Genomic DNA, 15,003 nt, shown 5'->3' with positions numbered 1-15,003 from the left:
CCATAGTTTTCTATGGGAATCCATTGAACAGCTTATTTAGTCGGGTAAGCGGGGGGCATCGCTGCCCCCAACTCCCCTCAGAACCGTACGTGACAGTTTCCCATCATACGGCTCAAGCCTTCTTTTTATCCGATTTCAGTCCCTTTAGTATAGGCAAGGTAAGTGAACTAATTTTAAGTTTAAATTAGACAATATGAGGTGTTGCGGAACAGGCATGTCTTTTACGACTACCTTTTCCCCGTTTTGTAGTGGAGTTTTGCAGATAGCGCAGCGGTAACCTTGTTTTCTAGCCAGCTTCATTCTATCCATCGTGTTTTCCGTATCAAATACCTTACGGTCTCTTTTTTCCCAGTATTCTTTCAATGTTGGGTCATCAGGACTATTTTTGAATTTCACCATGTTGTGTCTCTCAATCTTAATCCATGACATATGTAAGAGTTGGATATTTGTTTTCGGGCAGGTTGGTGTCCAAGCATTTCCACCATGATGTGGATGCCTGTAATATCTTGCATATATCCATTTCCACGACTTCTTTGGATGGAGCTGTCGAAGATGTTTGCCGATTCTCCAATAGATATAGCTATCCATTGTACCAAAGATTTTCTTAGAAACGACATGTTTCCAGTATTGCCCGTATCCTCTGATAATAGGATTAAGCACTCGGATGATTTCTCCGATGGGTTGACCCCTCATGACACGTAAAGTATCTCCAATTTTCTTCTTCGCTTTCTGTCTACTGCCCTTACTTGGTTTGATGAACAGTTTATTCCCCTGTTCAGTTTGGTACTGCCGAATCAAGAATCCTAGGAACTCAAATCCTTCCTCAATATGTGTAACCTTCGTCTTTTCAGGGCTTAATTCCAATCCCCTGTCCTTTAAGTAGGGACGAAGTCTCATATATACAGAGAGTGCTTGTTCTTTTGTCTCCGTTAAGACCACAAAATCATCTGCGTAACGGATAAGGGTAAATTTGCAAGCAGGATTCATAATATAACTATCATTAGCTTTATAGTTTTTCTTGTAAGTAATTCCCAAGGTTTCTTCCATTCCATGAAGGGCAATGTTAGCGAGAAGTGGCGAGATAATTCCTCCTTGCGGAGTACCTTCTTGCGTTTCCGCGAAAAAGCTTTGCTCCATGTATCCCATCTTGAGCCATCGCTTCAATAGTTTTCTTCCTGGGAAGTAAGAAGTTTGTTTGAGTATCCACTCATGGTTGAGATGATCAAAACAGCCCTGAAAATCTCCTTCAAATATCCATTTCTTCTTTGTGCCCCCGTTGATTCTATTGAAAATGCTTCGTATGGCATCATGGGTACTTCGCTTAGGACGAAACCCGTAAGAAATAGCTTCAAATCTGGCTTCCCACTGTGGTTCAAGGGCATTTCGCACTATATTTTGATATACCCTATCCTTTATAGTTGGGATGCCCAACGGTCGCAATTTTCCGTTTTTCTTCACAATGTATATACGTTTTGCTGGTTTTGGTCGGTGTTGTAGCGTATTTAACTTTTTGAGTTGCTCATAGAGAAGATTTCTTTCTCTGCGACTCAAGGCTGTATGTTCATCAACACCTGCTGTTCGCTTTCCTTTATTCTGCTGTGTTACTCGTCTAATTGATAACAGTAAGTTTGCTTCGCTTCTCATGAGTAAGCGTTGAAGTTTTCTTACCTTTCTTTGTTGCTGTAACTGTTCGGCACGGTAAATTCTTTGTCGTAACTTCGTCACATACATCTGAACTGCTTTCCAGTTTGTATACGAGACGTGCGCCGACGCTCGTTCTGAGGTGTTCATAACTGCACGCTCCTATTCGTCAGAAGATAACTTACAAATGTATTTCCATGTTGAAGACCTATAAGAAGTGGGCTCCCTTTCAGGCTTGTCATGGGTTTGTCCGTAAGGACGACAATATCCGCTCAGTTATACATATTTCTATGCTTTCCTGTTTCCTTTCGGCTAGCGGCTTTTGCTTTCTCTTATATCCTTTACCCTCTGCCACATCGTTTGACTTTACAGTCATCCTACTGCTTGCGCAGATGACATAGGGCTTACCAAGTTTCACATTCCACAGATACGACAGGGTTAGGTGGACTCTTTACTCCGGATAAGTTGCGGGATGCAACGCGGCAGTATTATGAGAATGCCTTTCCTCTTATCAAGACCTGGGTAGAGCTGTACATTATCCCAAGCTAACGATTACGAAGCTTACGAGCCTTCACTCTCGTTCACCGTACCTGTCTTCTCCTAGCGGTATTCCGAGTCATGTACAGACTCTCTGTTTCCACATTTCCTCATGCAACCCACGAGCCCGTTACCAAGTCCGCAGTTTCGGATGGAGATAGACTTTGCATCTAATCTAGTAGCAGAAGCTACCCTGTGGGAATGCGACTTCTTGTCGCACCATAACTTTCGTTATTGGAAGTTGGATAACTTTGCCCATCCCCCGAAAAAGGGGAATAATACAGGTTTGACTATTTCTATCTTTTTTATTAACTTTAAATTTATTTAAATAAATCGTTTTAAATATTCGCCAAATATTTTATTCATAACTTTGGGGGTGTTTTCTAAATAAACATTAATTTGTTCAATGTTCGATTCAAATTTATCAGAGCTACTTTCATCTGTTGGAAAATCAGATATTCCTTTTATAATAATACACTCAACATCATTCTTCTTACAGATATAAGCAATTGCGCCCGCTTCTGTATCGGCTATTATTATTTCGTTTTCTTTAAGTTCTAAATAGTCCTTCCACATAACTACTGCTTTATCAGCGGTGCCAATTGTTCCAGTATAAAATTCATTTCCATATTTCGATAAATCAATATCGACTATGAAGGATTGTTTAATAAAAGGCTCAATTTCTTTTACTGTACAATCATATTGAACAGCTTTATCGGGTACAAAAATATCCAAATTATTGAACTTATTATCTATTCCTGCACATGTTCCAACAACGATTACTTTAGTTAAATTAAATTTGGAAATCATATACTGATTACCACCAACACCATTTACTTTTCTTACACCGGTACTATAAAAAACAAGTTTAGTATTATTAATTGTTCTCATGAAATACTCGCCATAAGGATAACCAAAACATTCGCTGTCTTTTATGCTAAAGTATTCCAATGTCGCTTCATATTCCCACTTAGTTGCTATACTTATTCCTATCATCGACTTATCACCCTACAATATTCTAAATTAAGCTCAATACCTTCCATAGCTTTATTCCCCTTTTTTTTGGGAGGAATGGGCAAAGAAACTCATATAGCATTATTCTTTTTTTGATTTATAAAGTCCTTTTCTTATTGAACTATCTTTCCAGTTAGTCGAATAAGAACTATCTCATTTTTCGGGTGAATATTATATACATATGTAGTTCATATAACATCTCATTATCAGTAGCAAGGAAAAAGGAGAACCCTGCTCTCACAAGGGAACCTTCTTTTTTATTTCTATGAATCTATACATGTTTTATACATTCCTATCCTGGTATCGTTTTAGTGTTCTTGTTTGTTACTGGATTAGCAAAAAAACTGTATAAAATCTTGCATGCTCTTAGCATAGTTTTTTTCAAACATACTGGCATTTCTTAAACTTTCATTAAAACACTCTTCCTTCCTTTGTCTATCTTTGTGAGTAACTCTTCTTGTTTATTTAAAGTCCTCCCCCTCAAAGCCAAACAAATGATTCAGTTTATCCAGTATGTAAATAAAAAGGATAATCCCCCCTAATGGACTAACTATCCTATAACTTCTTATCTAAACTTAATAAAACTAGAACTTCTTTTCCTATGTATCATTATTTCGTTATTTCACCAAACTGAGCTCTCGTAACTTTCACCAAGTCATCCACTTTCAGCTCAATTTGTACACCAATTTTCCCGCCGCTTACAATGATCGTTTCAAGTGATTGAGCACTCGCATCAATACATGTAGAAAATAACTTCTTCATTCCGACTGGTGAACAACCGCCGCGAATGTATCCTGACACTTTCGTAATATCTTTTACAGGAATCATTTCAATTTTCTTTTCACTTACTGCTTTTGCAGCAGCTTTTAAATTTAGTTCCTCATCTACCGGAATAATAAACACATGATAATTTTTACTATTTCCTTGAGCGATTAACGTTTTATATACTTCTTTCACTTCTCGTCCAATTTTCCCGGCTACTGATACGCCGTCAATTTTCCCATCATCTGGATCATATGACATCATCGAATATTCAATTTTTTCTTTATCTAATATTCGCATCGCATTTGTTTTATCTTTTTTCATAACGTTCTCCTTAAAAGGTTATTTCATATTATTAAGTTTTATTATACACCCTTTTCCATTTCTCCTACATAACTTCACGTATATTTCAAAACTAAAAATATTGATAATTCAAAAATCATCTGATATACTTTGAAAAAAACTTATGTTAAGGAGAGATTTGTAATGCGAAATGTTAATACTTCTTTCCAACTTCATCATCATACGTAACGCCGTGTATCCGAAGAAAAATTTTTCTTCGTGGGTACAGGGCTTTTCCTGTTGACCCACGAAGCGTTCATAAAGCTATGTGGGTATTTTTATACCTGCATAGCTTTTTTTAATTTAAAAAGGAGTGATTATGATGGAAATGAAAAATGTAAAAGGAACGAAAGACTATTTACCAGAGGAACAAGTGCTGCGAAATAAAATTAAAAGAGCTTGTGAAGATACGTTTGAACGTTATGGCTGTAAACCGTTAGAGACACCAACGTTAAATATGTATGAGCTTATGTCATACAAGTACGGCGGTGGTGATGAAATTTTAAAAGAAATATATACGCTTCAGGATCAAGGAAAACGTAACCTTGCCTTACGCTATGATTTAACAATTCCATTCGCAAAAGTCGTTGCAATGAATCCGAACATCCGCCTCCCTTTTAAACGGTATGAAATTGGAAAAGTATTTCGAGATGGCCCTATTAAACAAGGGAGATTTCGTGAGTTCATACAATGCGACGTTGATATAGTCGGTGTAGAATCTGTCATGGCAGAAGCTGAACTTATGAGTATGGCGTTTGAGCTGTTCCGAACGTTAAACTTAGAAGTAACGATCCAATATAATAACCGAAAATTGTTAAACGGTATTCTCGAATCTATTAACATCCCTACTGAACGAACGAGTGACGTCATTTTATCATTAGACAAAATCGAAAAGATTGGGATAGATGGTGTACGAAAAGATGTATTAGAGCGCGGAATTTCTGAAGAAATGGCTGATACGATATGTAATACTGTTTTATCTTGTCTAAAGCTTACAATTGCTGACTTTAAAGAAGCTTTCAATAATCCCCTCGTTGCCGATGGAGTAAACGAATTACAACAATTACAACAATATTTAATCGCTCTTGGAATAAATGAAAATGCTATATTTAATCCGTTTTTAGCGCGAGGACTGACAATGTATACAGGTACCGTGTATGAAATCTTTTTAAAAGATGGCTCAATTACATCCAGCATCGGTAGCGGAGGACGATACGATAATATTATTGGGGCATTCCGTGGTGATAATATGAATTATCCAACAGTCGGTATTTCATTCGGTTTAGACGTTATTTATACAGCACTATCACAGAAAGAAACGATATCATCTACAGCGGATGTATTTATCATCCCGCTCGGAACAGAATTACAATGCTTACAAATCGCCCAGCAATTACGTTCTACCACTTCCTTAAAAGTCGAACTTGAACTAGCAGGACGTAAATTAAAACGTGCCCTTAATTATGCCAATAAAGAGAATATCCCTTATGTGCTTATTATTGGGGAAGACGAACTTAGTACAGAAACCGCTGTGCTGCGGAATATGAAGGAAGGTAGTGAGGTGAAGGTTCCGCTTTCTTCTTTGAAAGATAATACATTTAATAATTATTGTAATATACCCATTAAGTTATAGCTGTGAATCCTTCCTAAAGCATAATCTATGTAAGCTAAAAACTCCATTTAATAATGGAGTTTTTACTGTTATTTATTAATGTTTAAATGTAAATGTCTGTTTATATTTTCTTTCCGACTCACAATCTTTTTGTCCATCTTTTAGCAACCTAGAAGGCTTTTCTTGCCAAGTGATAATAACTTCAAGTTCATCAGACTGAACGGATATAGGAAAATTCGCATGATTAAAAGCAACTTCTTTACTTAACACATGATCTTTTTTAGAAGTGAAAAGTTCATACTTCGTCTGGGAATCTGGTTCATTTCGAAATACTTCAACAGTTACATGATAAGCGTCCTTCCCGATATCTTGAACCTCGAAACCATACGTATCAAAAACATCCTTTTTAGATGTCACTAAACCAGTTTTTTTATCAGGTTGCTTAATTTCTATTTTCCATCGATCTGACGTTTGAGAAATCGGTAAATGCTTTGGAGAAAAAGCATGAACAGTGAAAGAACTTCCAATTACGAAACAAAATATGCATAAGAACGAAAAAAGCATTTTTTGCATTATGATAACCTCCATTGTTTTAAGTTTTGAATTACTGTTCCCTAAAAGCAATGGATATATTATCCCTTAAATAAAAAGCACCTTCATCCCTTTATAGAATCTCGTATACAAGTTTTTAAACAACTGAGATTAACTTAATAATCTAGTCAAATATTTTTCACTTACTTTCTGATCAATGTGGATAACGTCCCTTCCCCTTATTGAGTTGGTTTTTCTATTTTATAAATAACCAATAATTAGTTAACATAAAAAAATTATATTCTACTAAAATCTACAAATAATTAATATCCAATTACCTCCTAAAATAAGTAATATATAGATATTACTTATTTTAGGAGGATTTACTTTGAAAACTTACATCCAAGCACTAAAGTGGACTACAGGTATCTATCATCTTTTATTACTTCCTTGTTATTATGTATTTCCACGTCTTGTTAACTTATATGGAATACCTTTACTACTATTGATTGTTTTACATATCACTACTATTTTATTATTTAAAAAAGAAGGCATGAATACATACCCTCATTTGATTAATCAGGTAGTTACTATGAGATATAACACGTAAAAAATAATCCTCCTTATAAGCTGTATACGCATACTAAAGAAGTAGAATTTCATTTTTCTTACGTATGAAATTCATTTTTCATGGAAAGATATATTAGTATGTATGCAGTTTAAACACTCTATTTATTAGAGTTGGACAGGAGGAGAATGAATATGTCTGATATTGAAGTTGGCGAAGTGTTTACTCTTAGTGATGAGAATAACGAAGAGCAAGAAGTAGAAGTGCTTGGAGCGATGGATGTCGAAGGCGCTGAATATATTGCAGTTGCCTTTGTTGAAGATATCCAAACAGAAACCGAGGAAGACATTGATATTTTCTTTTTAAAAGTAGAAGAAGATAGTGAATTCTCATATATTGAGAATGACGAGGAATTTGAAAAAGTATCTGCTGCGTTTGAAAAGATTTTGGATGAGCAAGAGCAAGAATAGAATGAAACACACGAGGACGGATGCATATCCGCCCTCTTTTTATTTTTCACTCATCCAAAGATTTATGCAGCAATTCCAGTACATCTTTCATCACAAAAGGACCGTCTTTTTTTACATGCTCAGCAAATTCAGAAACGAGACGTAGTGTACTCACACTTTCAACCGGATGCTCTCCTGAAGCACTTTCAGCAGAAAGCATAACAGCATTCGTTCCGTCCAGTACAGCTTGAAACACATCAGTTACCTCTGCCCTTGTTGGAATAGAATGATCTACCATAGATTGAAGCATTTGTGTTGCTGTAATAACATATGTATTCGTTCGATTACATTCCTGAATCATCATTTTTTGCAAGAGCGGAATAAATTGAAACGGTAACTCAACTCCTAAATCGCCCCTTGCAATCATAATTCCATCTGCTTCTTTACATATATCTTGAAAATTCTCGATCGCTTCCATCGTTTCTATTTTTGCAATTAAATTAGGTGAGGTTTCTTTATACTGTTGTATAAAATCTCGTATTTCTTTTATATGGCTAGGTTTTCTTACGAAAGAACATGCGATAAAATCAACACCCTCTTCTAAAAGAAACTGAATATCTTGTTTATCTTTCTCTGTAATAGCCGGTAAACGAACGATTGCGCCTGGTAAGTTCACCCCTTTATGAGATGAGATATTACCACCTGCTTTGACCTTTGTTTCTATTTTATCCGTACTTACCTTCTCTACGATTAACTCAACTTCACCATCATTCATTAAAACTCTACTTCCGACTTTCACATCATTCGCGATCCCTTCATAATCAACACTTGCTTCCGTACTACTCCCTGTAACTGGTTGCGTATGTAAAATAAAAGAATCTCCCGCCTGAAGCGTAATTTGTTCTCCTTTTATTTCACCTAACCTTATTTTAGGACCTTGTACATCGCCTAAAATTTTAATAGAATCGTCTAACGATTTCACTAAACGAATAATATCTTTATGACTTTCATGCGTGCCATGTGATAAATTTAGCCGAACAATTTTCATACCATTGCTTATTAACTGCGCTAACGTTTCTTTATTATTACTTGCTGGCCCAATTGTACAAATTCGATCGATTGTCACTCTTATCACCATCCTTTTTCATTATGATTCCCATAAACTTTCATTACACTCTCAACATAAAAAAAGCCTACTCCCACAAGTAGGCTTTTGAAACTACGAAAGTTTCGTTAATAACTGATTTAAATCTTTTTTCGTTTTCGTCGTCAATGACTTCATTTTAGTAATATCTATCTTTTCTTTCTCCGCTCCTACAATTAACGGATACATACTTTGTCCAATTGTTTTAGATTCAGCTGGGTGTGATGTTTCTAACTCTTTCTCAATTACATCCCACTTTGCATTAATTTGTTTTCCAAGTTTATTTACTGTTTCTAATTTCGGATTCGCAGCTAATTGCTTGTCTAAACTATCAATTAATGCCGCAACTTCTTTTACATTTGTTTTCACCGCTACGTTTTTCTTCGGATCTTTCGTTGTTTTTCCGTCTGAGTTTGTACTTGTACTTTGATCTGTTGTTTTCCCGCTAGTCGTTTGATCATTCGTCTTTCCTGTCGTCTCTTTTTCTTTTGTTTTTACATTCTCATTTTGAGTTGATGTTTTACCGTTACTTTCTGTTCCTGATGATTCTTTCGTATTTTTTGCATCTTTATCTGTTTTTTCATTTGAAGAAGTATTTGTTTCTTTTTCAGTATCTTTCGTTGTTTTTGATGCTTCGTCTGCGCTTGTCGTTTTTGCCTCTCCTTCATTTTGCGCTGTTACTTGCTCTTTCTTTTCTGCCTCTTTATCTGCTGAAGGACTACAAGCTGCCATAGTAAGCATTGTACCAATTGTTATCGATGCGATAGCGACCTTTTTCATTTTCATATAAATCCCCCTATGTTTACGTAATTTATCCTCCCCTTTACGATTCGATTTCCCCTTAAAAAATCCCTTTTCATACGAATTATCATTTTTCCGACAGTAATCTTCATAATAATACGTACAAAAACCGATAAAACAATTTAAATATTCGAGTTTCTTCTACTTCATTTTTCTTCTCTTTACTAAAAGAAAAAGAGTATATTGTCATATAAAGAATTACGATCCTCATATGACGATATACTCTTCTATCAAATTTTTCTCTTTCTTGACATTTTATTTATACAAAAAAATAAAATTTTCTTTCGTTTTTTTGTTTCTCAACAATTGTCAACATAATATATTTATGAGTAACCACCATTCGAATGAATAATTTGCCCTGTAATCCATTTTGCTTCTTCACTGACTAAAAAAGAAATTAAGCGTGCTGCATCCACCGGTTCTCCTACTTTACCTTGTGGAAACTTCCATACTAAATGATGATTCAGCTCCTCTGTAATCCATCCTGTATTCGTTGGTCCTGGATCAACAGCATTCACTGTAATCCCCTTCTCCATCGCAACTGGTGCTACTGATTTTGTAAATGCTTCAATTGCTCCTTTCGTCGCTACGTATGCTAGTTCCTCAGGCATTGGCCCGAGTGACTGCCCTGAAGTAAGATTAATAATACGGCCACTCGCCTTGCTTGCATAATGTTTTATAAATAATGAACTTAATAACATAGTAGCGCGAACATTTACTGTATAATGTTTATCTAACTGCTCTACATTTAATTCTTCGATTCTCGTATGAGTAGCATACGCTGCATTATTAATTAAAATAGATGGATCACCTAACCGTTCTGATACCATATAAAACAAACGGTTTGGCGAATATGACTGCGATAAATTGATTTCTGCCATTTCACATCGAACACCTAAACTTTCAATCTCCTCTTTCAACAAAAAGGGCTCTTTTTCATGCATTCCCCACGGCATCGCTTTATCATACTGAGACCAGTACGTGAAAAAAATGTCTATTCCTTTTTGAGCAAGCACCTTGCATACAGCTGCACCAATTCCATTCAGACGAGTTGCCCCTGTTACAATTGCTATTTTCTTCACCTTTTCTCCTCCACCTATGGATAAATCCTCTGCACGAATACAGAGGATCTATCTTTTTATTCAATATTTGACAATATACGTTCTGCACCTAATTTTAAAATTTTAATAAAGATATAATTTACAATCGTAAACATTACAAATAAAACGATAAACATAACCCACAGTCCGACATGAAGGAAGAAGTATAATAGACTTACTCCCGCTACAATAACTAAAGCTATTAAAATATTAGCTAAAAAATTCCACAAAGTTGTATAGCGGCTCTTAAATAATTTCTGCTCTGTATCCCAATGTATATCTGCAGTTTGTGCATCCCAGCGTGTGCCGATTAAATTAATTAGTAATAAACCGTTCGCACTTAATAAGAACCAAAGAACCATAAATACTGGAGAAATTCCCGCTACAACTGCCATCGTAATACCGAACACTGCTAAAATAATTACATTAATTAACCAAGCCGTGATTGCTTTTGCAAAAAAGATATCCGAAGCTTTTACAGGTAAATATCGATTTACAAACCAAGAGCTTCCATCACGTGAGAATGAAGTTGTTGCAATAACGTTACTTCCCATTAAAAATAGCGATGCACAAAGACCAACACCAATTGCAAGTCCTGCTGATTTTGGATTATCAATATATCCCATGATCCATTTTAAATTCCCATCTTGCACGAATAAAATGAAGAACAACATAATCGGCATAACGAAAGTTTGTACGATACAATTTAAGAAAAATTGTGGTGTACGGAATAACGTTTTAAATTCTTTTTTCACATATGCTTTCAAATGTGAACTTTGTACCGTAGATTTCTGTAAGCCTTCTGCTGAAATGACTTCTTTTTTTGCTGTACTCGTTGAAAGTCCAATAACCCCTTTTAAATATGTACGCTCTGCAATGTAATAAAACAACACAAAAAATACAAATGAAATAACTGCAAAGATTATTACGTATAAAGGACCCTTCCAATTTGCATTTTCTACTAATGCTACTGCTCCAAAATATGTAGTTGGAAAATAGTTTGTCATTTGTACTAAAAGAGAAGATTGGTTGTTTGCAAGGTAATCCGCAATTGCATCTTCAGAAAACGAACTTTTATTTTTCCACTGCAAAAATACGTTAATTCCTACAATAAATAGTATACTTACGATTCCAATAAATATATTTCCTCGGTCTTTATTTTTCCCTATATTTGTATACCTCATAATAACTGTCATGAGTAATGAAGCTAATACTAACGGCACAATTGGGAAGAGTAAGTAAATGAAAATCATATATATGTAATATGTAATAAATGCGCCACTTTTTAAACCGTATGTAATGAAGATTGGTAATAAAATAAATGAACTCATTACATATTGTGTAATTAATACGGTTAAAAATTTGGCTGAAATAATTTGCGCTGGTTTTAACGGTAATGGTAATAACATTTCAATGTCATTGCTGTAGTAAAATACAGTTAAAATGTTCGTAATACTCATTAAAAATACCCATATACTCGCAATCGCAAGTCCCATTGCGATAATCATTCCTGGATCTTGCCCTAAATGTATCATTCCCTCATACATTGCATGCGTGATAGAACCAAACAGTAAAAATCCGACAAATAAAATAGCCGCAAATGAAAATACATACGCCCATCGCTTCTTCTTATCTGTTATAAAATCTGCATAATTTAATTTCAATAATACTTTCGTTAACGTCCAAATTTTACTCATTGCCCGTCATCTCCAAGAACATTTTTTCAAGTGATTCATTGGATTTAAAATGATCTCTCATTTCATCTAAATTCCCTTTGAACTGCAAATTCCCCTTATTAATAATCGCGACGCGGTCACATAATTTTTCTGCCACTTCTAATACGTGTGTAGAGAAGAATACAATCTTTCCTTTATCCGCATGTTCTCTCATCATTTCTTTTAAAATATATGCAGATTTCGGATCCAGCCCCGTTAACGGTTCATCTAAAATCCATACATCTGGCTCATGCACGAGCACACCAATAATAACAATCTTTTGTCTCATACCGTGCGAGTAACTTTGTATTTGATCCGATAACGCATTGTAAAGATCAAATTTCTTCGCTAAAGACTCGATTCGTTCTTGGCGTACTTCTTTCGGCACTTCATACATATCTGCCATAAAGTTTAAATATTCAATTCCCTTTAATCGTAAAAACATATCTGGACTATCTGGGACATAACCAAACGTCCTTTTCGCTTCCATCGGATTTTTCATAATATCTATACCATTAATCGTAATCGTCCCTTTGTCCACCCCATGGATACCAGTAATCATCTTAATTGTCGTTGATTTACCGGCACCATTCGGTCCTAAAAATCCAAAGATTTCTCCGCTAGGCACAGATAAACTTAAATCTTTTACTGCATAGGTAGAACCATTATAACTTTTTGACACATTCGTAATCTCAATCATTCCATCCAATCCTTTCCTTAATTACCAAATAACTATATCAACATTATAGCATACTTCTATTTTCAGATTTTTGTATTTTTCAGTTTTTTAACCTTTAAAATAAATATACAAACCTAATCCAACGATTAAAACGACAGCTAGTATAATATAAATCATCGTAAGCCTTCTAATATTCCCCTTTGTCGCTTTACTATAATTTGCATCACCATTTCGCCCAATTAACACCGTCGCGACTACAGTAATCACTACAAGTAATACAACGACCATGATCCAAGTTAGCATACCTTCCTCCCCCTCCTTACAACCATTTTACAATATTATCCTCTTTATTTCGCAGTATATTTCCTCTTTTTACTATTATTATGAAGTAAACTGGAAAACTATTATTACCATTTCTATCCATATGTGATATATTTATAACGTAACGTGATTTATTTCTAACATTGAAAGGAGAATCTATCATGAAAACAACTTGGATAAAATATTTAGGGTTTCTCGGTTTCTTCGGTTTCCTCGGCTTTTTTTATGAAAAAGGATTGTTTACTATGTTTTGTTTCTTCTCCTTTTTCACAACGTATAGAACGGTTCAACACGATGAACTATTTGAACAAATCGTCAATAAATCGTGCCGTAATGCTTTTATCGTTACATTACTAACTACTGCTATCATTCTGTTTATTGAAATGTTATTTCCAAACCCAGTACTACAAGAGATTGATATCGCCCTTATTTTCAGCACACTCATTCTTACGTTCGGGTTCTCTATGTTCTTTTACGATAAACCTGTTGACGAAATGGAAGATGCACCATGGCGTTCGTAACGAAAATAAAAGAATATCGCGCTAAATTGAACATGACACAAGAAGAGTTAGCAAAGAGCGTTGGTGTACGTCGTGAAACAATTAGCCACCTTGAAAAAGGAAAATACAACCCTTCCTTGCAGCTTGCTCACGATATAGCGAAGGCACTTCAAAGTACGATTGATGAAGTTTTTATTTTTGAGGATGAATAAGAAATACCGGCATTCTTTTCACAAAGAATGCCGGTATTTTTCATTTATACAACTATCACCCATACAAAACCGTATGAAATACGCCCAACAGTAAATATTGGTCTTCTATATAATCTTCATCGTATACATTCATCTCGATGTGATACATATCTTCCTCAAGACGAATATTCCAATCTGCAATTACATAGCCCTTTCGTAATAACTTTCCCATCCCAAAAGTAGTTTTATGAATAACAAATTCTTCCGCCTTATATGTAAAGGTAAATAAAAAATTTGCATCTAATAACTTTCCGTCACATACAAGTATTTCATGCTCTACATCATGATTATCTTTGTACGTTACTAAAATCCTTCTTTGGCGCTGCCTACTTACATCCTTTGCAATAACGCGAATATTGTCCTTACTATCCTTTATTTCATAAATGATATTACTACCGACTTTCGGAATAAAGTCTAGCACTTTCATCAACGTATTTTTATAATAGCCCCGTACTGCTCCTACTCTTTCGCTTTCATTATAAACCTCTATTGACGTCGTATCCGCTTTACTATCACACAGTCGTTTGTAAGAAAGCTGCATCATTTGCTCTCCTCTTAAGTACTGATCAAACGTCACAGGATATTCTATTGCGCGCAGTTCTTTATTTAACTCATATAAATAGCGTTGAACACTCTCCACTACTGTTGTAGTAGAGATACTCTCCTGAAGCTCAAATTGTTGCCAACTGGAAGAAACTCTCCACTGATTGTCCTCTTCATAAGAGAAACTAAGAATGATCTCTTCACGGTCAGGCGTTTCATAATTCATATGTACATTCTGCCCATGTTGCACTTGCTCCATCCACTGTCCTAAATAAATGCCGAGCTCTGCGACCTTCACACATGACTTTTGAAAAAATACGCTGTTACTCGCGTGAATCGTTACATCCCCTTCGATAAAGCCCTTTGAATAGGCATCATACCATGGTTCATCCTTTTGCGGGATATTCTTGTCTAACTCAAATAAAAACGTTAACATTCTTTATTCACCTCTAGTTGTTACACAGCTCTTTCCTAAATTGACCGGAGCAATTCA

General features: G+C 35.4%; 15 protein-coding genes and 1 pseudogene. 5 read left to right on the top strand and 11 right to left on the bottom strand.

The features are described 5' to 3' along the window. Positions 1-144: 144 nt before the first annotated feature. From ltrA to ybaK, 3 genes are all read right to left on the bottom strand, one after another. A complete protein-coding gene (gene ltrA / locus LMD38_RS10400; RefSeq protein WP_001097732.1) occupies positions 145-1,791 on the bottom strand; it encodes a group II intron reverse transcriptase/maturase in 1,647 nt (548 codons plus the stop codon). Positions 1,792-2,502: 711 nt separating this feature from the next. Continuing rightward, positions 2,503-3,174: a 5'-methylthioadenosine/S-adenosylhomocysteine nucleosidase family protein gene (locus LMD38_RS10395; RefSeq protein WP_000579419.1), complete on the bottom strand. Its 672-nt coding sequence runs from the start codon at positions 3,172-3,174 to the stop codon at positions 2,503-2,505. A gap of 627 nt (positions 3,175-3,801) precedes the next feature. Further along, positions 3,802-4,278, bottom strand: coding sequence for a Cys-tRNA(Pro) deacylase (ybaK, locus tag LMD38_RS10390; protein ID WP_000710870.1), 477 nt, complete (start codon positions 4,276-4,278; stop codon positions 3,802-3,804). A 337-nt stretch (positions 4,279-4,615) separates the two neighbouring features. Here ybaK and LMD38_RS10385 point away from each other — a divergent pair, with 337 nt between their 5' ends. Next, entirely contained in the window at positions 4,616-5,929 is a 1,314-nt protein-coding gene (locus LMD38_RS10385) for a histidine--tRNA ligase (RefSeq protein WP_324251911.1), read from the top strand. Between the two features lie 75 nt (positions 5,930-6,004). Here LMD38_RS10385 and LMD38_RS10380 read toward each other — a convergent pair whose 3' ends face one another. Beyond that, positions 6,005-6,481: a hypothetical protein gene (locus tag LMD38_RS10380; RefSeq protein ID WP_062822391.1), complete on the bottom strand. Its 477-nt coding sequence runs from the start codon at positions 6,479-6,481 to the stop codon at positions 6,005-6,007. A gap of 346 nt (positions 6,482-6,827) precedes the next feature. Between LMD38_RS10380 and LMD38_RS10375 the strand changes: the two are divergent. After that, a pseudogene (locus tag LMD38_RS10375) lies at positions 6,828-7,034 on the top strand (hypothetical protein); the annotation flags it as partial. Positions 7,035-7,195: 161 nt separating this feature from the next. Next, the gene (locus tag LMD38_RS10370; RefSeq protein WP_001997837.1) at positions 7,196-7,477 is read left to right on the top strand and encodes a DUF1292 domain-containing protein; all 282 of its coding nucleotides are present in this window, start codon (positions 7,196-7,198) and stop codon (positions 7,475-7,477) included. A 46-nt stretch (positions 7,478-7,523) separates the two neighbouring features. Here LMD38_RS10370 and LMD38_RS10365 read toward each other — a convergent pair whose 3' ends face one another. The 6 genes from LMD38_RS10365 to LMD38_RS10340 all read right to left on the bottom strand — a co-directional run bounded on the left by LMD38_RS10365 (position 7,524) and on the right by LMD38_RS10340 (position 13,198). Next, a complete protein-coding gene (locus tag LMD38_RS10365; protein ID WP_074585785.1) occupies positions 7,524-8,594 on the bottom strand; it encodes a pyruvate kinase in 1,071 nt (356 codons plus the stop codon). Between the two features lie 81 nt (positions 8,595-8,675). Next, positions 8,676-9,386, bottom strand: coding sequence for a hypothetical protein (locus LMD38_RS10360; protein WP_000782528.1), 711 nt, complete (start codon positions 9,384-9,386; stop codon positions 8,676-8,678). 338 nt (positions 9,387-9,724) lie between these two features. Continuing rightward, positions 9,725-10,483: an SDR family oxidoreductase gene (locus LMD38_RS10355; protein WP_062822392.1), complete on the bottom strand. Its 759-nt coding sequence runs from the start codon at positions 10,481-10,483 to the stop codon at positions 9,725-9,727. Positions 10,484-10,539: 56 nt separating this feature from the next. Then, positions 10,540-12,198: a putative ABC transporter permease subunit gene (locus LMD38_RS10350; RefSeq protein ID WP_061183575.1), complete on the bottom strand. Its 1,659-nt coding sequence runs from the start codon at positions 12,196-12,198 to the stop codon at positions 10,540-10,542. Then, a complete protein-coding gene (locus LMD38_RS10345) occupies positions 12,191-12,916 on the bottom strand; it encodes an ABC transporter ATP-binding protein (RefSeq protein ID WP_000570195.1) in 726 nt (241 codons plus the stop codon). Before LMD38_RS10345 ends, LMD38_RS10350 begins: the two co-directional genes overlap by 8 nt. An 87-nt stretch (positions 12,917-13,003) precedes the next feature. Continuing rightward, positions 13,004-13,198 carry a hypothetical protein gene (locus tag LMD38_RS10340; RefSeq protein ID WP_000958870.1) on the bottom strand — a complete coding sequence of 65 codons (195 nt, stop codon included), beginning with the start codon at positions 13,196-13,198 and terminating at the stop codon, positions 13,004-13,006. 179 nt (positions 13,199-13,377) lie between these two features. Here LMD38_RS10340 and LMD38_RS10335 point away from each other — a divergent pair, with 179 nt between their 5' ends. Then, positions 13,378-13,737, top strand: coding sequence for a DUF3796 domain-containing protein (locus LMD38_RS10335; protein ID WP_016718075.1), 360 nt, complete (start codon positions 13,378-13,380; stop codon positions 13,735-13,737). Continuing rightward, positions 13,725-13,928 (top strand): helix-turn-helix transcriptional regulator, encoded by a 204-nt coding sequence (locus tag LMD38_RS10330; protein ID WP_061183576.1) that lies wholly within the window; start codon positions 13,725-13,727, stop codon positions 13,926-13,928. The genes LMD38_RS10335 and LMD38_RS10330 overlap by 13 nt, the downstream gene beginning before the upstream one ends. 55 nt (positions 13,929-13,983) lie before the next feature. On the opposite strand, the gene LMD38_RS10325 is transcribed toward LMD38_RS10330, so the two are convergent. Beyond that, a complete protein-coding gene (locus LMD38_RS10325; protein ID WP_062822393.1) occupies positions 13,984-14,946 on the bottom strand; it encodes a tubby C-terminal domain-like protein in 963 nt (320 codons plus the stop codon). Between the last annotated feature and the right edge of the window lie 57 nt (positions 14,947-15,003).

The organism is Bacillus pacificus, from assembly GCF_020861345.1.
Lineage (GTDB): Bacteria > Bacillota > Bacilli > Bacillales > Bacillaceae_G > Bacillus_A > Bacillus_A pacificus.
Note: the sequence above shows the minus strand (reverse complement) of the source record. Positions and strands in the feature narration are given on the sequence as shown.